General features: G+C 62.4%; 20 protein-coding genes and 1 tRNA gene. 13 read left to right on the top strand and 8 right to left on the bottom strand.

The window, feature by feature from the left end; genetic code table 11:
* From C7I87_RS19095 to C7I87_RS19085, 3 genes are read left to right on the top strand one after another with little or no spacing between them, the layout of a single operon-like run.
* Positions 1-267 carry a sarcosine oxidase subunit delta family protein gene (locus C7I87_RS19095; RefSeq protein ID WP_149905655.1) on the top strand — a complete coding sequence of 89 codons (267 nt, stop codon included), beginning with the start codon at positions 1-3 and terminating at the stop codon, positions 265-267.
* The gene (locus C7I87_RS19090) at positions 264-3,149 is read left to right on the top strand and encodes a sarcosine oxidase subunit alpha family protein (RefSeq protein ID WP_149905654.1); all 2,886 of its coding nucleotides are present in this window, start codon (positions 264-266) and stop codon (positions 3,147-3,149) included. Before C7I87_RS19095 ends, C7I87_RS19090 begins: the two co-directional genes overlap by 4 nt.
* Positions 3,142-3,684, top strand: a complete 543-nt coding sequence (locus tag C7I87_RS19085; protein WP_149905653.1) for an aminomethyltransferase family protein — start codon at positions 3,142-3,144, stop codon at positions 3,682-3,684. Before C7I87_RS19090 ends, C7I87_RS19085 begins: the two co-directional genes overlap by 8 nt.
* Before the next feature lie 16 nt (positions 3,685-3,700).
* Here the strand turns inward: C7I87_RS19085 and C7I87_RS19080 are convergent, their stop codons facing one another.
* Positions 3,701-4,186, bottom strand: a complete 486-nt coding sequence (locus C7I87_RS19080) for a hypothetical protein (RefSeq protein WP_149905652.1) — start codon at positions 4,184-4,186, stop codon at positions 3,701-3,703.
* Positions 4,187-4,387: 201 nt separating this feature from the next.
* On the opposite strand from C7I87_RS19080, the gene C7I87_RS19075 reads away from it, so the two are divergent.
* A complete protein-coding gene (locus tag C7I87_RS19075) occupies positions 4,388-5,089 on the top strand; it encodes a GntR family transcriptional regulator (RefSeq protein WP_246696312.1) in 702 nt (233 codons plus the stop codon).
* Between the two features lie 92 nt (positions 5,090-5,181).
* On the opposite strand, the gene C7I87_RS19070 is transcribed toward C7I87_RS19075, so the two are convergent.
* The 4 genes from C7I87_RS19070 to C7I87_RS19055 form a co-directional block, all read right to left on the bottom strand.
* Positions 5,182-5,961 (bottom strand): SDR family oxidoreductase, encoded by a 780-nt coding sequence (locus C7I87_RS19070; RefSeq protein WP_149905651.1) that lies wholly within the window; start codon positions 5,959-5,961, stop codon positions 5,182-5,184.
* Positions 5,962-5,985: 24 nt separating this feature from the next.
* Positions 5,986-6,936, bottom strand: a complete 951-nt coding sequence (gene araH / locus C7I87_RS19065; protein WP_149905650.1) for an L-arabinose ABC transporter permease AraH — start codon at positions 6,934-6,936, stop codon at positions 5,986-5,988.
* Between the two features lie 9 nt (positions 6,937-6,945).
* On the bottom strand, positions 6,946-8,457 hold the full coding sequence (gene araG / locus C7I87_RS19060) for an L-arabinose ABC transporter ATP-binding protein AraG (protein ID WP_149905649.1): 1,512 nt from the start codon (positions 8,455-8,457) through the stop codon (positions 6,946-6,948).
* 68 nt (positions 8,458-8,525) lie between these two features.
* Positions 8,526-9,515: an arabinose ABC transporter substrate-binding protein gene (locus C7I87_RS19055; protein WP_149905648.1), complete on the bottom strand. Its 990-nt coding sequence runs from the start codon at positions 9,513-9,515 to the stop codon at positions 8,526-8,528.
* A gap of 258 nt (positions 9,516-9,773) precedes the next feature.
* On the opposite strand from C7I87_RS19055, the gene C7I87_RS19050 reads away from it, so the two are divergent.
* The 5 genes from C7I87_RS19050 to C7I87_RS19030 all read left to right on the top strand — a co-directional run bounded on the left by C7I87_RS19050 (position 9,774) and on the right by C7I87_RS19030 (position 13,668).
* Positions 9,774-10,463 carry a FadR/GntR family transcriptional regulator gene (locus C7I87_RS19050; RefSeq protein ID WP_246696319.1) on the top strand — a complete coding sequence of 230 codons (690 nt, stop codon included), beginning with the start codon at positions 9,774-9,776 and terminating at the stop codon, positions 10,461-10,463.
* A gap of 8 nt (positions 10,464-10,471) precedes the next feature.
* Positions 10,472-11,620 (top strand): galactonate dehydratase, encoded by a 1,149-nt coding sequence (dgoD, locus tag C7I87_RS19045; RefSeq protein WP_149905646.1) that lies wholly within the window; start codon positions 10,472-10,474, stop codon positions 11,618-11,620.
* 415 nt (positions 11,621-12,035) lie between these two features.
* Positions 12,036-12,290 carry a DUF6894 family protein gene (locus C7I87_RS19040; protein WP_149905645.1) on the top strand — a complete coding sequence of 85 codons (255 nt, stop codon included), beginning with the start codon at positions 12,036-12,038 and terminating at the stop codon, positions 12,288-12,290.
* A gap of 256 nt (positions 12,291-12,546) precedes the next feature.
* On the top strand, positions 12,547-13,338 hold the full coding sequence (locus C7I87_RS19035) for a Crp/Fnr family transcriptional regulator (protein WP_246696311.1): 792 nt from the start codon (positions 12,547-12,549) through the stop codon (positions 13,336-13,338).
* 36 nt (positions 13,339-13,374) lie between these two features.
* Complete coding sequence (locus C7I87_RS19030; RefSeq protein WP_246696310.1) at positions 13,375-13,668, top strand: hypothetical protein; 294 nt, start codon at positions 13,375-13,377, stop codon at positions 13,666-13,668.
* Between the two features lie 403 nt (positions 13,669-14,071).
* On the opposite strand, the gene C7I87_RS36765 is transcribed toward C7I87_RS19030, so the two are convergent.
* Positions 14,072-14,251 (bottom strand): hypothetical protein, encoded by a 180-nt coding sequence (locus C7I87_RS36765; RefSeq protein WP_149905772.1) that lies wholly within the window; start codon positions 14,249-14,251, stop codon positions 14,072-14,074.
* Positions 14,252-14,706: 455 nt separating this feature from the next.
* On the opposite strand from C7I87_RS36765, the gene C7I87_RS35290 reads away from it, so the two are divergent.
* Positions 14,707-14,907, top strand: a complete 201-nt coding sequence (locus C7I87_RS35290) for a hypothetical protein (RefSeq protein WP_188393897.1) — start codon at positions 14,707-14,709, stop codon at positions 14,905-14,907.
* Between the two features lie 265 nt (positions 14,908-15,172).
* Positions 15,173-15,913, top strand: coding sequence for an AAA family ATPase (locus C7I87_RS19005; protein ID WP_149905643.1), 741 nt, complete (start codon positions 15,173-15,175; stop codon positions 15,911-15,913).
* A gap of 795 nt (positions 15,914-16,708) precedes the next feature.
* Here the strand turns inward: C7I87_RS19005 and C7I87_RS19000 are convergent.
* Positions 16,709-16,784, bottom strand: a tRNA-Ala gene (locus tag C7I87_RS19000).
* Positions 16,785-16,956: 172 nt separating this feature from the next.
* A complete protein-coding gene (locus tag C7I87_RS18995) occupies positions 16,957-17,349 on the bottom strand; it encodes a TIGR02300 family protein (RefSeq protein WP_149905642.1) in 393 nt (130 codons plus the stop codon).
* 206 nt (positions 17,350-17,555) lie between these two features.
* Between C7I87_RS18995 and aroA the strand changes: the two genes are divergently transcribed.
* Both aroA and cmk read left to right on the top strand, forming a co-directional pair.
* Positions 17,556-18,914, top strand: a complete 1,359-nt coding sequence (aroA, locus tag C7I87_RS18990; protein ID WP_149905641.1) for a 3-phosphoshikimate 1-carboxyvinyltransferase — start codon at positions 17,556-17,558, stop codon at positions 18,912-18,914.
* A gap of 248 nt (positions 18,915-19,162) precedes the next feature.
* Positions 19,163-19,813, top strand: coding sequence for a (d)CMP kinase (gene cmk / locus C7I87_RS18985; RefSeq protein ID WP_149905640.1), 651 nt, complete (start codon positions 19,163-19,165; stop codon positions 19,811-19,813).
* Positions 19,814-19,918 lie beyond the last annotated feature (105 nt).

The raw sequence follows: 19,918 nt of genomic DNA, 5'->3' as shown, positions 1-19,918 counted from the left end.
ATGCAGCTCTTTCCTTGCCCGTTCTGCGGTCCGCGCGACGAAACCGAATTCCACTATGGCGGCGATGCCGGCAATGCCAGGCCGGATGGCGGCGATGTGCCGATCGATCGCTGGGCCAACTATCTCTACCTGCGCTCCAATCCGAAAGGCGCGGCGCGCGAAATCTGGGTGCATATGAACTGCGGCGAGTTCTTCGTCATGGAGCGCGACACGCTCACCCATGAGGTGCTGTCTTCGACCGCGCTGGGCGAGGAGCATACGGCATGACCGCCTCGCGTCTCGCCACTGGCGGCAGCGCCATCGACCGTTCGCGCCCGATCCGCTTCAGCTTCGACGGCACAAGCGTGGACGGTTTTGTCGGCGACACCATTGCCTCCGCCCTGCTTGCCAACGATGTCGCGGTCGTCGGCCGCAGTTTCAAATACCACCGGCCGCGCGGCATCTGGGGTGCCGGCGTCGAGGAGCCGAACGCGCTGATCGATATCGGCGGCCCACGGGCGACGCCGAACGCACGCGCCACGACCGAGCCGGCGCGCGAGGGGCTGGTGGCGAAAAGCGTCAACGCGACGCCCAATGCGCTGGCCGACCGCAACGCCTTCCTCGACCGCTTCTCGCGCTTCATTCCGGCGGCGTTCTACTACAAGACCTTCATGTGGCCGGACTGGCACATGTTCGAACCGCGCATCCGCGCCATGGCCGGTCTTGGCAAGGTCGATACGGACTGGACATCGCCGGGCACATCGGACCAGGTCAACCATCATTGCGACGTGCTGGTGGTTGGCGCGGGGCCAGCCGGGTTGGCGGCGGCCAAGCTGGCGGCCGACGCGGACCTCTCCGTGACGCTGGTCGACGACCAGCGGAAGCCGGGCGGGTCGCTCGGCCACCGCGCCGGCGATATCGACGGCGGGCCGGCTGCCGAGTGGGTCGAAGCAACGATCGCTGGGCTCGCCGGCGGGGGGCATCTGATCCTGCCCTCGACCACCGCCTTCGGCATCTACGACCACAATCTGGTTGGGCTGAACCAGCGCCAATTCGATGGCCGGCCTGATACGCTGTGGCGGGTCCGGCCGCGCCGGATCGTGCTGGCGGCCGGCGCCATCGAGCGGCCGCTACCTTTCGCCAACAACGATCTACCTGGCATCATGTCGGCCGATGCCGCGCTCGCCTATCTCAGGCGCCATGCGGTGCTGGTCGGCAAGCGCGTCGTCATCGCCACCAACAATGACAGCGCCTATGAGGTTGCGGAGGCGATCGCCGAGGCCGGAGCCGATGTCGCGCTTGTCGACATCAGGCGTGACGGCATGCCCGTCGCGCCAGCCAAGGTACGGCAGTTCAAGGGGCGGACGCTTGCCTCCGCCGCCGGCAGGCTGCGCGTCGAAGGCGTGACGCTGGACGACGGCACCAGGCTCGATGCTGATTGCGTGCTGGTCTCAGGCGGCTGGACGCCGACCATTCATCTCTTTGGCCAGGCCAGGGGCAAGCTTGCCTGGAGCGAGGCCCGTGCCGCCTTCCTGCCGGGCAATCCCGTCGACGGCATTGCCGTTGCAGGGGCTGCCGCCGGCGCAGTCTCCTTGTCGGAAGTGTTCGCCAGCGCGGAGAAAGCCGCCGCATCGCTCGGCCAGACGAAGGCGGCGATCCCGCGCAGCACTGGGCCGGAAGCGACAGCCGGTATCGTAGCCGCCTGGCCGATGCCTGGCTCGAAAGGACGCATCTGGATCGACTATCAGAACGACGTCACCGTGAAGGACGTGGAACTGGCGGCCCGCGAAAACTTCGTCTCGGTCGAGCACCTGAAGCGCTACACCACGCTCGGCATGGCGACCGACCAAGGCAAGACCTCCAACCTGCCGGGCCTCGCACTGATGGCCGGCATCACCGGCCGCACGGTGCCGGAGGTCGGCACCACCACCTATCGCCCGCCCTTCACGCCGGTGCCGTTGGCGAGCTTTGCCGGGGCGCGCGTTGGCGAGTTGATGGCGCCGGTCCGCCGGCTGCCGCTGGAAACCGTCCACCGCGCCGGCGGTGCCGTTTTCCAGGAATATGGCGGCTGGCTGCGGCCGGCTCACTATGGGGGTCGCAACGCGGACGCGGTACGCGCCATCCAGGACGAGGCCTTTCGCGCGCGCCAATCGGTCGCGCTGTTCGACGGTTCGACGCTCGGCAAGATCGAGGTGATCGGACCGAAGGCGGCCGAATTCGTCGATTTCCTCTATTACAACACCATGTCGGCGCTGAGGCCGGGCCGCTGCCGCTATGGCTTCATGCTGTCGGAGAACGGCGTGGTCTTCGATGACGGCGTGCTGGTGCGGCTGGACGAACACCGCTTCGTCGTGTCGTGCTCGTCCTCGCATGTCGCCGCCGTGCATGCCCGGCTGGAAGAGTGGCGCCAGGATCGGTTCGGGCGCGGCGCCGTCTACATCCACAACGCGACATCGGAGATGGCGACGCTGACCGTCTCCGGGCCGAACGCCCGCACGCTGCTCGAAACGGTGGGGTTCGGCCTTTCACTTGCCGATGCCGCCCTTCCGCATATGGCGATCGGTCACGGCAGCTACGCCGGGGACGAGGTTCGAATTGCCCGTGTCAGTTTCACCGGCGACAGGAGCTACGAAATCTCGATCCGCGCGGATCGCGCCGAACCTTTATGGGCGCATCTGCGCCAAGCCGGCCAGGCGTTCGACGCCGTTCTCATCGGGCTGGAAGCGCTGATGATCCTGCGTGCCGAGAAGGGGTTCATCGTCATCGGCAAGGACACTGACGGCACCACGCTGCCACATGATCTCGGCAGCGATGGGCCTCGCACCAAACGCCAAACCGAATATGTCGGCCGCCGCTCGCTGTTCACCGAGGAGGCTTCGCGGCCCGACCGCATGCAGTTGGTCGGGTTGACGGTGCCGCAGGGCGAAGCAGCACTTGCCACCGGCGCGCATGGTGTCGAGCGGCGCGGCGGCAAGCTGCACAGCATCGGTTTTGTCACCTCCAGCTACGAGAGCCCCGCCCTTGGCCAGCCCATTGCGCTTGGCCTGATCGAACGGGGTGCAGCGCGGCACGGCGAAACGATCGAAATCCAACATCTCGGCAAGCACAGGACGGCGACGATCGCCGCCCCTTGCGCCTACGACCCGGCGGGAGACCGGCTCAATGCGTGACCTCGCGGAAAAATGGTCTGTCGCGCCGGATTGGCGCTCGGCAGCCATCGATGCACCCGACCTCGTGGTGCGCGCGGTCCTTGGCCTCGACCAGTTGCTGGTCAGCGGCGACCTCGACGCCTGGGCGCTTGTATCCGGCGTGAAGGCGGAAGGCGTGGTGGGTGCCTTTGGCGCGGCGCAAGGTGAGCGCTATGCGGCGCGGCTGGCGCGCGACCGGCTGCTCGTGGTGTCGAACGCGCCGCTTGCCATTGCCGCAGGTTGGCACGCGGAAGGCTTCGCGGTGACGACCATCGGCGCCGGGCTGCTGGTATTCGAGGCCGAAGGCCCGGCACTTGATGCTTTCATCGCGCGTGGAACGACGCTCGATCCCAGGCAGCCAAGTGCCAGTGCGGCGCTTTCTTTCGCCGGCATCAGCGCCATCGTCTATCGCCATGAGAGCAAGCTGCGCATCCATGTCGATCGCGGTCTTGCAGCCTATCTCTGGACGTGGATGGAAATGGCTGCCGGCAACGTTGCCGCCGGATCCCGGAGTTAAGCGGCCACAATCGCACTCAGAGCGCAAACGACCAGAACAGGCAAGCCAGCGTCGCGGCGGCAAAGATCACGAAGAACAGGCTGCGCAGCAGCACGTTGCGGCGCAACTCGTTCATGACGAAATGGCAGCCGATGATCGCGGCCGCAAACAGGAAGCGCCAGTTCAGCAACGCCCGCAAGACGTCCCACTGACCAAAGGCCCATCTGGCGACGAGGCAGCCGATGATGGCCGCTAACAGCACGACCGTGGTCCAGAAAAGAGCGTCGGCGATGTGCGTCAGGACAATGCTCGCCGCCCGGATCGGCAGGATCATCATCAAAAGCCCGCTGAAGAAATAGGCCGCGGCAAGCGGGATGAACATGCCGGCGTCGGCGATGCCGTCGAGCCGCCTTACACCGATCGCCCCATAGGGATAGCCGTGCCTGGCTACCGTAAGGCTCAACGCCATGAGCAAGCCGGTCAGCACGGCGACGAGTGCGAAGGTCGTCAGGGCTTTGCTCATGATGTTCCTGTCGGGCGCGAATCAGACAGGAACTGATGTAACCGATGGTCGTAAATTGCGCGTAAGCTTTCACCTGGGATAGTCGACGGACGGATCGACGGTTGCGCGCGTCCCGGCCACACGCACACTTGTATCGAGTGCATTTCAGTCGACATCCTAATATATCTTGACCGTTCTGGCGGACGAAGACACGGATTTCTCATGGACCTGGACCCTTCGACGCTCAATCGGGCACTGCCACTGCGCGATCAAATCTATAACAGGATCCGCAATCTGATCGTGGTCGGACAAATGAAGCCGGGAGAGGTCATCAACGAGGTGGCCATCGCGGAAGCCCTCGGCGTCTCGCGCACACCGGTGCGCGAAGCGGTCAAGCGCATAAGCGACGAAGGCCTGGTCACGATCCTGGCGCAGACCGGCACCTATGTCGCACAAATCAACCGCGTCGATCTGGAAGAAGCCTATGTCATCCGGCGGGCGCTGGAAATGGAGAGTGCCAGGCGCGCGGCTGCCAAATTTACCCCGGAAGCCGGCGAGCTTCTGGAGGACAATATGGCGGCGCACCGGCTCGCCATGGCGCGCGGCAGATATGCCACCGCGATCCAGCTCGACGACGTCTTCCACCGCACCATCGCCGAGATCTGCGGCCTACCGAAAATCTGGCGAGCCGTCGACATCTCCAAGGCGCAGATGAATCGCGGCCGCTACCTCGCCATTCCCAAGCCTGGCTATGGCGAACAGACGATCGAGCAGCATGAAGCTATTCTCAACGCACTGAGGCGTCGTGACGCCGAAGGTGCGGCAAGCAATGGAACATCATATCGAGACGTCGTTCCGCAACACGCTCGAAAGTCGCCGCCGACCTTCTCGGCTGACGAACCTGGCCCGAGGTCGGCACTCTAGGTCCGCCGGCAGGACATGGGGCGACGCGGCTGCGGCGCGTGGCTGCCGAACCAATGCTGCGATCGTCTGTTGGTCATGGTTTTTTCCGGAATTCAGGCGGGGTGCTGAAGCTGGCTCAGCCCGCCATCGACGACGAGGGTCGCCGCGTTCATGAACGGGCACTCGTCGGAAATCATGAACACGGCGGCAAGGGCGATCTCGCTCGCCGAGGCGATGCGTCCGCCGGGATGCAGCGCCATGGTGGTGGCGCGCGCCACCGCCGGATCGGGAAAACCGTTCCAGTAGTCGATGGCCTTCTGCGTCTCGACATAGCCCGGCGCGAGCGCGTTCACGCGCACGCCTTGCCCGGCATATTCAAGCGCCAGCGACTTGGTCAGGCCAAGCAGGGCGTGCTTGGCGACGGGATAAGGGAATGTGTGTGGAATGATGGTGAAGCTGTGGGTCGAGGCGATGTTGAGGATCGCCCCGCCGCCATGGGCGAGTATGCCCGGCAGCACCGCCTTGCTGCAATTCCAGGCGCCCTTGACGTTGACCTCGAAATTGCGATTCCACTCCTCCTCGGTGGCTTCGAGCGGTGTCGAGAAGACGTTCATGCCAGCATTGTTGATCAGCGCGTTGATCGGGCCGAGTTCGGCGGTCGCGCGGGCAACGGCAGCGGTTATCACCGCCCCGTCGCTGATGTCGGCTGTCGCATGCCCGACATGCCCCTTTGGTGCCGCAAGGCTGGCGACGGTCTTGTCCAGCAACGTGCCGTCCTGGTCGACGAGGAACAATTTCGCACCCTCGGCAAGACAGGCCTCGGCGATAGCAAGACCGATGCCTTGCGCGGCACCGGTCAGAAAGATGCGTTTGCCGGACAGGCGCTCAGCCATGGGTGTCACTCCAGTCGAAGACGATCAACGCCGGCCCAAAGCCGACGAGCGCAGATTGTCGAGCAGCACGGCGAGCAGCAGGATCACGCCGCGCACGATGTACTGGTAGAAGGCCGGAATGTTGAGCAGGTTCATGGCATTCTCGGCGATGCCCATGATCAGCACGCCGACGATGACGCCCGACATTGTGGCACGTCCGCCGGCAAGCGACACGCCGCCGAGCACGCAGGCCGAGATGACCGAGAGCTCAAGCCCAACCGCCGCGTTGGGTTGGCCCGAGGTGATGCGCGAGGCCAGCAGGATACCGGCGATACCGCAGACGACGCCTTGCAGGGCAAAAATCCATATGCGCGTGCGGTCGACATTGACGCCGGCAAGCCGCGACGCTTCAGGATTGCCGCCAATGGCCAGCGTGTTCTTGCCGAAGACGGTGCGGTTGAGCACGAAGCCAAAGATGCCGAACAGGACGACCAGCACCCAGACTGGGGTCGGTATGCCCAAAAATTTCGACAGTGCGAGCTGATAGAAATCAGGGCTGTTGATGCCGACGGCGCGCCCGTCGGATGCAATAAGTGCCAGGCCACGCACGATCTGCATGGTCGCCAGCGTCGTGATCAGCGCGTTGATGCGGAATTTGGCGATGACGACGCCGTTGATGAAGCCGACGAAGGCGCCGCAGGCGATTGCCGCCAAGAGGCCAAGCAGGATAGAGCCCGTGTAGTTCGACGCCATCACCGCGACCATGCCGGCGAAAGCGACGATCGAGCCAACTGACAGGTCGAAGTCGCGCGCCGCAAGGCAGAACATCATGGTGCAGGCGACGATGCCGACGGTGACCACCGACTGCAGCAGGCCAAGCATGTTGCGGTCGGTGAGGAAATTGGGAACCAGCAGCGAGACCAGCGCGAAGGCAACGACAAAGATGACGACGAGCCCCTGTTCGCCGAGCAGGATCTTCTTCAACTGATAGGTCATGTCAGGTCCTCAGGATGCGATCGCGTCGGGGGTTTTGGTGTCAGGAAGTGCCGCGGCCAGGATCGCCTTCTCGGCGAATTTTTCCCGCGTGAGCTCGGCGCTGATGCGCCCGCCGCACATCACCAGGATGCGGTCGCAAATGCCCATCACCTCCGGCAGCTCGGACGAGACGACGACGATGGCCATGCCGTCCCCGGCAAGCTGGTAGAGCAGTTCGTAGATTTCGGATTTGGCGCCGACATCGATGCCGCGCGTCGGCTCGTCGACGATGAGGACCCGTACACCCTGCTCCGACAGCCAACGGCCAAGGATGACCTTCTGCTGGTTGCCGCCGGAGAGGTTGATGATGTCCTGCTTGCGCGAGGGTGTGCGCACCTTGAGCTTCTTGATGAAGGTCTCGGCGGCGGCGATCTCGCTGGCGCGGTTCAAGATGCCGAAGCGCGCGTGATGGCGCCGCGACGAGATGTTGATGTTCTCCTCGATCGAACGGCCCTGAATGATACCGTCATGCTTGCGGTCCTCCGAGCACAGCACGATGCCGGCGCGGATCGCGTCATGGGGATCGGTGGCATGAACAACCTTGCCGTCGACGCTGATGACGCCGCTCGACCGTGGGTCGGCGCCAAAGACCAGCCGCATCAGTTCCGAGCGCCCTGCGCCGATCAGGCCGAAGAAGCCGACGATTTCGCCGGCGCGTGCCTCGAAGCTGGCCGGCGTCTTCAGTTTTGTTCCGGAAAGGGCCTCGACCTTGAGTCTGACATCGCCTGCCTTGCGTGGGCGAAAACCCCAAATGTCGGAGATTTCACGGCCGACCATTTCGGCGACGACCTGGTCGCGGGTGACGTCCTTCAGCGATGTATGGTGCGCCGCGAGCTTGCCATCGCGCAGCACGGTCAGGCTGTCGCAAAGCCGGAACACCTCGTCGAGCCGATGCGAGACATAGATGATGACCTTGCCCTCGCCGCGCAGGCGGTCGATCAGGGCAAACAGGATTTCGCTTTCGCGTGACGACAGCGACGAGGTCGGCTCGTCCAGCGCGATGACGCGCGCGTCGAGCATGATCGCCTTGGCGATCTCGACCATCTGCCGCTCGCCGATGGACAGGGTCTTGACCTTGCGGCTGATATCGATGTCGATGCCGGCCGATTTCAGCTTGGCGCCGACGTCCTCCAGCATCTTGCCACGCGCGATGACGCCGGCATTGGCGGGAAAGCGGCCGAGGCTGAGATTTTCGGCGACGGTGAGTTCCGGGACGAGTTGCAGTTCCTGGTGGATGACGATGACGCCATTGTCGAAGGCATCCCCTGTCGAGGCATAGGCCTGGACCTTGCCGTCGATGCGTATCTCGCCAATATCGGCATGCTGGTCGCCGGAAAGGATCTTGATCAGGGTGGATTTGCCGGCGCCGTTTTCGCCCATCAGGCCATGCACGGCGCCCTTGTCGACGCCGAACGACACATCCGACAGCGCCTTGACACCCGGATAGGTCTTGGTGATGTGCGAGAAGTCGAGAAAGGACACGGGCGTTCCTTTTGTACCACAGCAAACAGGCGGCGGGACGAGCCCGCCGCCTGTTTGTACAGGGGGAATTATTCGATGCCGAGGCCCTGGCGGACCTTCTGGTAGTCGTCGCGCTTGGCGAGCGCGCCGGAGGTCAGGATCAGCTTCTCCGGTTCCTTGTTGTTGGCGACCCAGTCATACATGTTGAGCGCCGTCTCGTAGCCGTGCCGCTTCGGCGAGATGATCACCGTGCCGACAAAGCCGGTGGCGGTCGGCTTCTTGAACTCGTTGATCGCCGAATCCGCGCCGCCGATGCCGACGCCGATCATGCCATCGGCCGGGATGCCGACGCTTTCGGAAGCGCGCACGGCTCCGAGCACGGCCTCGTCGTTGAGGCCGAAGGAGACCCACTTCTTGATGTCGGCATGGGCGTTGAGCACCACCGTCGCCGCATTGAGCGCTGCTTCGGTATCGGTCTTGGCCTGGGGAGCGTCAAAGATGTTCCCGGCCTTGAAGCCGTTCGCCTTCAGCACCGAGATGGCGCCTTCGACGCGGTCGACGGCGGTCGGCAACTGGTCATAGGAAACGCGGATCGCGCCGACCTCGTCGGCCTTCCAGCCCCGTGCCTTCATTTCGTCGACGATCGCCTGGCCGACGGCCTCGCCGATCTTGGTGGCCGAGATGCCCATATGCGGCACGTCTTCGAGCGCCTTGCCGTCGGCGCCGACCAGGCGGTCGTCGACGGTCATCAGCTTGAGATTGTTGGCAGCGGCCTTGGCGACGATGCCGGGGCCAAGCTTCACGTCGGGTGTGCAGACGATGAAGCCCTGCGCGCCCTGCGCGCCGAGATTGTCGATCGCCGACATCAGCTTCTCACCGTCCTCGGCGCCGATCTTGACGAGGGTAAAACCCTTTTCCTTGGCGGCCTGGTCGGCGAACTTCCATTCGTCCTGGAACCACGGCTCCTCGGGCTGTTTGACGATGAAGCCGATCTTGGTGTCCTGAGCATATGCAGCGATGGTCGTGACGGACAGCACGGCAAGCGCGCCCGCGACGAGCGCGGTCTTCAAAAGTCGCATGATTACCTCCCAGCGATAGGCCGGGCGCTCGGCCCGGGTGCTGGAGTCTGTATTCGCTTTTATCATACTCGTCAATTGATCTGGTATGATAATTAAGATACATGCTCTGACCAAGGATCGCTGGCGCAAATCATCCGCATCCGGTAAGGCCGGGCCGGTTGTGCGAAATCAGCGGGTTCGCCGCCTTGGAGGAGGGCTGAGGTGACCGAAACGTCTAAGAAGGCTTCAGCCGACACGGCCACGCGCCGCCCGCGCGTCATGCCCGATGTGACGAGGGCCATTGCCTCCGACATCTTTTCAGGACGCTATCCGGCCGGCTCTTCGCTGCCCACCGAAAACGAACTCGGCGTCGAGTATGGCGTCAGCCGCACCGTGATCCGCGAAGCCTTGAAGGTTCTTGCCGCCAAAGGGCTGGTGCTGTCGCGGCCCCGCGTCGGCACGGTCGTCTGCAACGAGGACGACTGGAACATCATCGACCCGCAGGTGCTGGCCTGGCACGCGCCGCATGCGCTGGACGACAAGCTGTTCGACGCCATCCTGGAGACACGCCGCGCCATCGAGCCGCTGGTCGCCGAGCTTGCCGCCACGCGTGCGACACTGCAGGAGATCGCCGATCTGGAAGTCGCATGGCGCGGCATGGCCGGTGCCGGCGAGGATCTCGCCGCCTTCTCGCGCAGCGATATCGCCTTCCACCAGATCGTCTATGCCGCGAGCCACAATCCGATCTTTCGCCAGATCGGCAATCTGATCGACACGGGGCTGAAGTTCTCGCTGGAAGCCTCGGCGACAATCTCGCTTGAAAGGCGCATGGAGGCGGTGTCGGCACACCGCGAGGTGGTGGAGGCACTGCGCATGCGCGACGCGGAGGCGGCGCGTGGGGCGGCCAACCGGATCCTCGACCTTGCGGCGCGCGACCTCGTCAGCGCCAAGAAACTCAAGAACAACTGAGACCGCGCATGAAAATCATCTCGCTCACCACCTACATCGTTCCGCCGCGCTGGCTGTTCCTGAAGATCGAGACCGATGCCGGCGTCACCGGCTGGGGAGAGCCCGTGGTCGAAGGCCGCGCGCTGACGGTCGAAGCGGCGGTCAAGGAGCTTGGCGATTATCTCATCGGCAAGGATCCTCGTCTGATCGAGGATCACTGGACGGTGATGCATCGCGGCGGCTTCTACCGCGGCGGGCCGATCCTGATGAGCGCCATTGCCGGCATCGACCAGGCGCTGTGGGACATCAAGGGCAAGGCGCTCGGCGTACCAGTGCATGAACTGCTCGGCGGCAGACTGCGCGACACCATCAAGGTCTATTCCTGGATCGGCGGCGACCGGCCGGCGGAGGTGGCGGCGGGCGCCAGGGAAGTGGTGGCGCGCGGCTTCCTGGCACTTAAGATGAACGGCACCGAGGAACTGCAGATCGTCGACAGCCACGACAGAATAGATGCAGCCGTCGAGCGCGTCGCGATGGTGCGCGAGGCCGTCGGGCCCAATATCGGCATCGCCGTCGATTTCCATGGCCGCGTGCACCGGCCAATGGCGCGCATCCTGGTCAAGGAGCTGGAACCCTACCGGCTGATGTTCATCGAGGAGCCGGTGCTTAGTGAAAACCGCGAAGCGCTGAAGGAGATCGCCGCCCTAGGCTCGACACCGATCGCGCTGGGCGAGCGGCTCTACAGCCGCTGGGACTTCAAGTCCGTGTTCGAGGAAGGCGTCGTCGACATCATCCAGCCCGACCTGTCGCATGCCGGCGGCATCACCGAGTGCCGCAAGATCGCGGCGATGGCGGAAGCCTATGACGTGGCGGTGGCGCCGCACTGCCCGCTCGGGCCCATCGCACTTGCTGCCTGCCTGCAGCTCGACGCGGTCAGCTACAATTGCTTCATCCAAGAGCAGAGCCTCGGCATTCACTACAACGCCGGCAACGACCTGCTCGACTACGCCGCCAACAAGGATGTCTTCCGCTACGAGGACGGCTATGTCACCATCCCCGACGGCCCGGGGCTCGGCGTCGAGATCGACGAGGACTATGTCAAGGAGCGGGCCAAGGAAGGTCACCGCTGGCGCAACCCGATCTGGCGCCACAAGGACGGCTCCTTCGCCGAGTGGTGATGGGACGGGCCAAAAGCCGTTCGTCCGTCCGTCGAAAGAAGAATTGCCTTCGAGTGGCGTCGCCCGACGCCGGCGGGTAGTGGGTAGTGTCTCAGTTTGAAATTTGACGGCGCAAAAAGCCGTCGTCGCGGGCCAGCGGAAAGCGTGGGGAAAGATGGACGCTGTGGCCCCAGGCCTGGAAAGCGGGGGACTTACAAGAGCCCGCCCAAGTGGACTTCCCTGTCTGTTTCTTAATGCGCCCGACGGGCTCTCCGCACGCCGATGTACGCATTCGGACATGCCATTGCGCACAGGCCCGCCAAGGCGCACGTTCTAACAGTCACCGGCCAGTCCCTCAAAAGCCGGCACATGGTCCGGCCTGCGAACTCCTGTGTCACTCGATGAGCGGGCCGGACTATTCTCCGGGAGTTCCGCGATGGCGCTCTATTATTTCCACCTCGACAACAACGGAACGAGATTTCCTGACGATGGTGGCACAGAGTGCCAAGACGTTGCCGCTGTCAGGTATGAAGCAATCAGTTTCCTTGCAGAGATGACGAGAAACGCGCTTCCGGATGGCGATGACCACAAGCTGGTGATCGTGGTCAGAGATGGCGGCGGAGATTTGGTTTTTCGAGCCAGTATTCTTTTTGAGGTTGAAACGGGGCGTTTGTCGGCTCCGCCACACTGACAGGCACGCATAGACCTACTTCACTAGGCCCTGTCCCCGTCCCATCGGATGAACACCCCGCCTTGCTGGCCTGGATCACGCGGAAGTAATTCGCCTCGCAAAATTTCAAACTGAGACACTACAGCATGTCGCAGCGAATAGGATTCGCCCAACCTGCTGTAAGCTTTTGATTTTAAGCATGTCGTTGTCCCGGAACCGAGGACACTTCCGGGCGACATGCATTATCCGCGGGCGCAATCGTTTGCCAAGCCCGCCTATGGGGCGTAAACTCAGCCATCGGCCGCCGTTTATCCGGATGCAGCCGACAGTGAGAGGTACGTGCTCTTGCCCGATAGGGAGAAGAGCCATGCCTCAATCCACCCTTCGCAACCACGTTTTGAAAACCCTCACGCCCGAGGATTTCGCGCGTTTACGGCCATCAATGCATCATGTCGAACTGGCCATCAAGGCCCAGCTGGAGATCGCATATCAGCCGATCGAGCACGTCTATTTTCCCGAGACGGGTATCGCGTCAGTGGTCGCCGCCATGACCGGAGGACGGCAAAGCGAAGTCGGCCTGATCGGCTATGACGGCATGACGGGCGTTGCGGTCGTTCTCGGCCAGGACAGATCTCCTAACGAAACCTATATCCAGGTCGCCAGCAACGGCTGGTGCCTGCCGGTTGACCGTCTTCGCATTGCGATTGCCGGGAGCCAGACCCTTCACGAGTCACTGCTTCGCTACGCTCACGCATTCCTGATCCAGTCGTCGCGGACGGCGCTGGTCAATGGCCATTCGAAAATCGAGGAACGGCTGGCCCGCTGGTTGCTGATGGTCAACGACCGCGCTGGTGGAAACATGATCTATCTGACGCATGAATTTCTGGCGACCATGCTCGGTTCCCGACGTCCCGGCGTTACCACGGCTCTCCAAATGCTTGAATACCGGGGGCTGGTCCACGCCAGGCGCGGCGAGATCACCATTGTCGACCGCACCGGAATGATAAAACTCACGCACGGCGCATATGGCGAGGAGGAGCAGCGTCACTTCGGCATCGCCTCCGGCTGAATGTCCGGAATCGGACATAGCCTTGAAGACCGCCGCATGTTGGTCGAAAGTCGTATTGGCTTGGCTTTCAGGGAGGCATTCTTGATGACCAATACGTTTCACACCATCACGGTGGAAGGAGCGGCTGAAGCCTATGTCCTTTCCAGGGGCAAGGCCCGCTTTCTCTCCATTGCACAAGCAATCCGCGCCATCCGAACACTTATGCCGGCATGCAACGCCACCGACCACGAATTGGAGGAGATGCTGGCGGCGGCCTGCATTGCTCACATGGTGCCCGTCGCCTTCGACGCGGCAAGGCCGGATGGCTCTGCATCGCGGCTCCATTCATAGGCCGGAGATGCCAGCGCTTGCGCAGAGGACTGCCCCCACGGACGTTCGCCAGGCGATTGTCCGCTACCTGATCGACAATGTCGACAGCCCCAGCGTTTCGCTGTCCGAGGTTATCCGCGCCGTGAGAAGAATGTTTCCGCTTTGCGAACTCACGGATTGGGAACTTGGCGACCACATAGCGCGAAGCGCGATCGATGCGGGATTTGCTATAGAATTCGACGCGCACGTTCCGTGATCGTAGGAACTCGGGCGTCCTCCATCTGTTGATTGAGGGTTGCATCCCGGACGCGCAACCGAAGCCGATCGACGTCACCGCGAGCCGGAGACGTCATGCTTTCGGGCTGATGCTTGGCGCTGCGTGCGATGCGGTTGTCGTCAATTGTCCGATTGCTGCAACTTGCCATCACCGTTTGCGGCCAGATGTCAGTTCCGTGGCGTGGATTGGAGGCTCGTCATTCTCGTCAGGATTGGGCAGCGGAGTTTCGTCCGGCAGCCTGTCGGGCTCGGGCTCCTCGATCGGCTCAGGCTGACCGCCAGACCGGGCGCGCGTCCAGGAGCATGCCGGGCCGGCGCCGAAGGGCATGAAGCGGCCGGCGACACAATGGGTTAAGCCGGGCATTGTCGGCCGTGTGAAGCACTTGCAGGATTTTCGGGAGGAATGACACGATGACCGCCACCCTCGATGATCCACCAGTTGAACGACGCTCGCATCTCCGCATACCTGTCCTAAAGGATCGGACCATTCATCGCCGAAAATGTGCACATCGGTTGCTCAGTCAGAAACCGTCCCCCGGGGACCTGAGTGAGGCCGGAGCACTTACAGCAGGTCAGGCGAATAGGATTCGCCTGACCTGCTGTAAACTTCTGATTTTATGCATGTCGTTATCCCGGAACCGAGGACACTTCCGGGCGACATGCATTAGGCGGCCCGGCACACCGGTTGGGGGCAGTGGGGCCGGGCCTAACCGGCGGGGCTTCGCGGGGCGGCCGCCGGCTGGCGATTATATGCTCGCACGCTAATACGCCCGAAGCATGCAAATGAAGGACGTGTCATTGACTGCGAAGCTTCCTGTGCCGTTCAAAAACGACAAGCTTCTCTGGATAGCCGATCCGCACGTTCGCGCGACATTTGACGCATATGTAGCTGGCGATAACTATGAACCAAGAGCCCTTCCGAACGATTGGATGAGAGCAATTGGGGCACTCGAATTTGAGATCTACATCCCGCATGTCGTCTGATAGGGGCATTGGCCTTATCCTTCACCCCCAAACTCAGCTAGAAGCATTTGGTTGCGTAGACGATCGAGCTGATCGTTCCGCTCTCAAGGTCGGATAGCTTCAATTCGTTCAATATTTTCCGGAACCATTTTAGCGTACGCTAATTGAATCGCGGTCTCACGCGTCCATGCATACGATCAAAGTTCGTCGCGCCGTTGATGCCGACCCCGTTGGAGAGGGGTGGGGCAAGGTGGCTTGGTCTGGAACGGTCATCGGAGCTAGTTAAGTGATTATCGAGCTATTTGGCCCTGCCGGCTCGGGTAAAACAACTTTCGCACATGCGCTTGCTCATCATCTGCAAGCTAGGGGCTATGCTGCGAAGGTGGTACTTTCTTATGAACCCGGCGTTGACCCCTCACCGTTAGATCCTGGAGGGTTTTGGTACGCGCTCCAGCGGATCGGCATGGCGACGATACGAACGGCCGCCTTTGCCCATCGCCCCATGAACAACGCTAGTGGATTCAGGCTAACAGCCAGGCTGATCCGGACATTAACTCCGAGAAATCCGATTTGGTTGATGAGGTTCAGCCAGTATATCCTGCATCTATCAGTGGCATGGCGTCGATCGCTCGGCACCGGGCAAATCGTTATCTTCGACCAGGGTTTCATTCAGGCTGTTTGCTCCCTTGGCTTGTTCTGCCGAACTGCGGACACTTCTTCGTTGGAAGCCGCTCTGGCTCTGATACCCCGTTCGGATATTGCGATAAATGTGGATGCCGCTGAACCCTTATTGTCCGAGCGTCTAAGGGAGCGGCTCTCTCGTCAAAGCTATATGGAGCGCATGTTCGAGGCTGATTCCAATACGAACCTGCAATCGACGCCGATCATCAACCTGGTCAAAAGCCTCCTTCTCAGCAAAGGGCGATCTGTACTGACCGTCGAAATGTCTGATGTACCCAGTCTCCGGGAAGCTGTATTTCGCGTTGAAACTGAGATCTGTGAGATGTGCTCAGGGATGTCGCGCTGAGTCGTTACGTTACACTTGGCAGCAGAAGGCGCGCAACCGCGAGTGGAAGCCGACCTTTTGCCCACGAAGAGAACCATAACACATTCCGCGATATGGCTCCAACGCGGCCTACCACTTGCGGTCGACCATGCGCTGCGCAATACTACATCTTGGGGAAATATAGCATTGTTGGGTGGGTCGCATGCCTGTCTATGTTGTTGCGGAAATGCACTATGATCGCGTCATTCGGTCTAAGGTAGTCCAAGCGAATAGTCCTGCTTCGGCCGCATCGGAAATGAATGCCTGCAAGACTGTCTTTAAAAGCTGGGCGAAGGATTGGATCCGGGTGACCGACGAGGTTGGCGGGCAAGAATTCGCCTACACTATCGCCCGGCGAAAGAATTCTGCTTAAGCGTCCGACATGTATCTCAGAAAAAGAGCGTTGGCTTGCCATGCGACCGCCGAGGGTGAGACTCAAGTTGGCCTCATCGAGCGCAAGATCGGACAGCTAATGGCGCGAATGGCCGTTTCGGACAGCATTGCGCTTACCCTCGCGTATGAAACTGAGATTAGCGCACAGGTAGCCGCATCCCGGTAGCCGATGGCCAGCTTTGACGAAACAATTCGAACCGCGATGTCGTTCTTCGCAAGCCCTTGCAATCTTTGGGTTTCTGAAGATTTGGACGACAAGAGGTTGGGTGCTTCGCCTGGCATTTGCGGGCAAGCTGGCTTATCGTCGAAATCAGGAGTTTCAAACCGCTGAAACCAGCTTGCCTTTCAAGGCTTTAGCTGCAATTCCGGAAGAAAAGTCCGGTTTGGTGGAGCCAATCGGAATCGAACCGACGACCTCTTGAATGCCATTCAAGCGCTCTCCCAACTGAGCTATGGCCCCACTCCCGGCAGTCAGCCGGCGCCGTTTCCGGCGATAGATCGGCGCGGGTTGGAAGACCGCGCCGTTAGTGCAGGCGGCTTCTAACCCCGCCTTTCCCAGATATCAAGCCTTCATCGACGGCTTTTTCTTCACAGGCCGCGAAAGCCGGCAAACGCTTGCGTTCGAGACCTTGTCAGACCTCGTCGTCGTCGTCGCCAACGCCGATCATATCGGAAACGTCGTCGTCTTCTTCCTCTTCGTCGGCGAGGAACGTGTCGTCCTCGTCGTCACCAAGATCGACATCATCCTCGTCATCACCGAGATCGGGAAGATCGTCGCCGCCCTTGACCTCGTCATCGGCCTCTTCGAGCGAAACGACCTCGGCGCCCTCTTCGTCCTCGGCGTCCACTTCCTTCTCGGCCACTTCCTCTTCCTCCTCGACGGCGGCGATCTTGCCTTCATCGAAATAGGAACGCGGATAGCTCTTGCCGGTATAGGGCGAGACGATCGGGTCCTTGTTCAGGTCGTAGAATTTCCGGCCCGTTTCAGGGTCGATGCGTTTTGTGCCAAGTTCGGTTTTTGCCACGGCAAGCCTCGTCAATAAAAGAGTGGTCCCCTTAACCACAGTTTGCAGCGCTGTCAAAGCGAAAAGCCGGCGTCACAAAACCAAGCATTGAAAGGCCTCGCGCCAAGTGACGACCATGGGGATGACCATTTCGCCTCGCCGTGATACGAGACCGCCGCAACAAATGAAAAGCGCCGCTCAGCCGGCATTCCGTCCAGGGAAATTCCATGTCTCACGCCGCCGCTGCCAAGCCGGCCACCGCCCGCAAATCATCCGCCCTTTCCGGCACGGCCCGCGTGCCGGGCGACAAGTCGATCTCGCACCGCTCCTTCATGTTCGGGGGGCTCGCTTCCGGCGAAACCCGCATCACCGGTCTGCTCGAGGGCGAGGACGTGATGCGCACGGGCGCGGCCATGAAGGCGATGGGCGCGCATATAGAGAAGCATGGCGCCGAATGGGTGATCCGCGGCACCGGCAACGGCGCGCTGCTGCAGCCGGAAGGCCCGCTCGACTTCGGCAATGCCGGCACCGGCTCGCGGCTGACCATGGGGCTGGTCGGCACCTATGACATGGAAACGACCTTCATCGGCGATGCTTCGCTGTCCGGCCGGCCGATGGGCCGCGTGCTGGAGCCCTTGCGCCAGATGGGCGTGCAGGTGCTGAAGGCCACGCCCGGCGACCGCATGCCGATCACGCTGCATGGCCCAAAACACGCCGCCCCGATCACCTACCGTGTGCCGATGGCCTCGGCGCAAGTGAAGTCGGCCGTGCTGCTGGCCGGCCTCAACACGCCAGGCATCACCACGGTGATCGAGCCTGTCATGACGCGCGACCACACTGAAAAGATGCTGAAAGGATTTGGCGCCAATCTGTCGGTCGAAACCGACGAACGCGGCGTGCGCCACATCTTCATCGAAGGCCAGGGCAAGCTGACCGGCCAGACCATCGCGGTGCCGGGGGACCCTTCCTCGGCCGGTTTTCCGCTGGTGGCGGCGCTGATCGTGCCGGGTTCCGACATTGTTATCGAGAACGTGCTGATGAACCCGACCCGTACCGGCCTGCTGCTGACGTTGCAGGAAATGGGCGGCCAGATCGACATCTTGAACCCGCGCAATGCCGGTGGCGAGGACGTCGCGGACCTGCGCGTGCGCTACTCCGAGCTGAAAGGCGTCACCGTGCCGCCGGAGCGGGCACCGTCGATGATCGACGAATACCCGGTGCTGGCCGTTGCCGCGAGCTTCGCCGAGGGCGAGACGCTGATGCAAGGGCTGGAAGAACTGCGGGTGAAGGAATCCGACCGGCTGTCGGCGGTCGCCAACGGGCTGAAGCTCAACGGCGTCGATTGCACAGAGGGCGAAGCTTCGCTTGCCGTGCGCGGCAAGCCGGGCGGCAAGGGGCTGGGGGGCCATCCCAACGGCCTGGATACGACCGTGCCGACCCATCTCGACCATCGCATCGCCATGAGTTTTCTGGTGATGGGGCTGGCGACGGAGAAGCCGGTCACCATCGATGACCAGGCGATGATCGCGACGAGCTTTCCGGAGTTCATGGGCCTGATGAAAGGGCTGGGCGCGGAGATCGAGTAGCAACCGATGGGTTGGAGCCAAACTGAGATGCTGGCGGGACAGCGCCCCCCTCTGCCCTGCCGGGCATCTCCCCCACGAGGGGGGAGATCGGATGTCACGACGGCTTTCGCCAATCTTAAACGTCAAAGAAGAGGCGCCAGCGCCGAGACTGCCAATCTCCCCCCTTGTGGGGGAGATGTCCGGCAGGACAGAGGGGGGCGCGACAGATCGCTACGCCTGTCTGGATCATTGCACTTGGCGGCCCCCCAATGACGCACGTCTTCACCATCGCCATCGACGGACCCGCCGGTGCCGGCAAGGGCACCCTCGCCCGCCGGCTCGCCGATCACTACCGGCTGAACCTGCTCGACACCGGCCTCACCTATCGCGCAGTGGCGCATGCATTGCTGCGGCTTGGCTTGCCGCTCGACAACGTCTCGGCGGCCGAAACCGCGGCGCGCCAGGTTGACCTGGCAAAGCTCGACCGCGCGGTGCTGTCGGCGCATGCGGTTGGGGAAGCGGCCTCCAAGGTCGCGGTTTTCCCGACCGTGCGGCGCATATTGGTCGAAAAGCAGCGCGATTTCGCCAGGACGCCGCCGGGCGCGGTGCTTGACGGGCGCGACATCGGCACCGTCGTCTGCCCCGACGCCGACATAAAACTCTATGTGACCGCGAGCGCCGAGGTGCGCGCGAAGCGCCGGCTGGCCGAGATCGAAAGCATCGGCGGCACCGCCAATTTCGCCGAAATCCTTGCCGATATCCAACGCCGGGACGAGCGCGACATGGGCCGGGCCGACTCGCCGCTGAAGCCGGCCGCCGACGCGCACTTGCTTGATACCAGCGAAATGGCTATAGAAGCCGCGTTTCTCGCGGCCATGTCTGTTATCGACGACGTGCTGGCCAAGAAAAACAAGGCCTGATCCGGGTTTTCATGCTGCTTCCGATTGCCGGAGGCGAAGAAAATACCCATATCGGGCACGAACCAGCCTGCCAGCATTCTTCATGCGCCGGAATTGCCGCCCAAA

The organism is Mesorhizobium sp. SARCC-RB16n, assembly GCF_008520305.1.
GTDB lineage: Bacteria > Pseudomonadota > Alphaproteobacteria > Rhizobiales > Rhizobiaceae > Mesorhizobium.
Note: the sequence above shows the minus strand (reverse complement) of the source record. Positions and strands in the feature narration are given on the sequence as shown.

Bases quoted from the DNA above. Each gene is read 5' to 3' on its own strand.
- C7I87_RS35290 (WP_188393897.1), top strand. From the start codon at position 14,707: ATGAAGGACGTGTCATTGACTGCGAAGCTTCCTGTGCCGTTCAAAAAC.
- C7I87_RS19080 (WP_149905652.1), bottom strand. From the start codon at position 4,186: ATGAGCAAAGCCCTGACGACCTTCGCACTCGTCGCCGTGCTGACCGGC.
- C7I87_RS19055 (WP_149905648.1), bottom strand. From the start codon at position 9,515: ATGCGACTTTTGAAGACCGCGCTCGTCGCGGGCGCGCTTGCCGTGCTG.
- C7I87_RS19070 (WP_149905651.1), bottom strand. From the start codon at position 5,961: ATGGCTGAGCGCCTGTCCGGCAAACGCATCTTTCTGACCGGTGCCGCG.
- C7I87_RS19075 (WP_246696312.1), top strand. From the start codon at position 4,388: ATGGACCTGGACCCTTCGACGCTCAATCGGGCACTGCCACTGCGCGAT.
- aroA (WP_149905641.1), top strand. From the start codon at position 17,556: ATGTCTCACGCCGCCGCTGCCAAGCCGGCCACCGCCCGCAAATCATCC.
- cmk (WP_149905640.1), top strand. From the start codon at position 19,163: ATGACGCACGTCTTCACCATCGCCATCGACGGACCCGCCGGTGCCGGC.
- C7I87_RS19095 (WP_149905655.1), top strand. From the start codon at position 1: ATGCAGCTCTTTCCTTGCCCGTTCTGCGGTCCGCGCGACGAAACCGAA.
- dgoD (WP_149905646.1), top strand. From the start codon at position 10,472: ATGAAAATCATCTCGCTCACCACCTACATCGTTCCGCCGCGCTGGCTG.
- C7I87_RS36765 (WP_149905772.1), bottom strand. From the start codon at position 14,251: ATGCCCTTCGGCGCCGGCCCGGCATGCTCCTGGACGCGCGCCCGGTCT.
- C7I87_RS19035 (WP_246696311.1), top strand. From the start codon at position 12,547: ATGGGGCGTAAACTCAGCCATCGGCCGCCGTTTATCCGGATGCAGCCG.
- C7I87_RS19040 (WP_149905645.1), top strand. From the start codon at position 12,036: ATGGCGCTCTATTATTTCCACCTCGACAACAACGGAACGAGATTTCCT.
- araH (WP_149905650.1), bottom strand. From the start codon at position 6,936: ATGACCTATCAGTTGAAGAAGATCCTGCTCGGCGAACAGGGGCTCGTC.
- C7I87_RS19030 (WP_246696310.1), top strand. From the start codon at position 13,375: ATGTTGGTCGAAAGTCGTATTGGCTTGGCTTTCAGGGAGGCATTCTTG.
- C7I87_RS19090 (WP_149905654.1), top strand. From the start codon at position 264: ATGACCGCCTCGCGTCTCGCCACTGGCGGCAGCGCCATCGACCGTTCG.
- C7I87_RS19085 (WP_149905653.1), top strand. From the start codon at position 3,142: ATGCGTGACCTCGCGGAAAAATGGTCTGTCGCGCCGGATTGGCGCTCG.
- C7I87_RS19050 (WP_246696319.1), top strand. From the start codon at position 9,774: ATGCCCGATGTGACGAGGGCCATTGCCTCCGACATCTTTTCAGGACGC.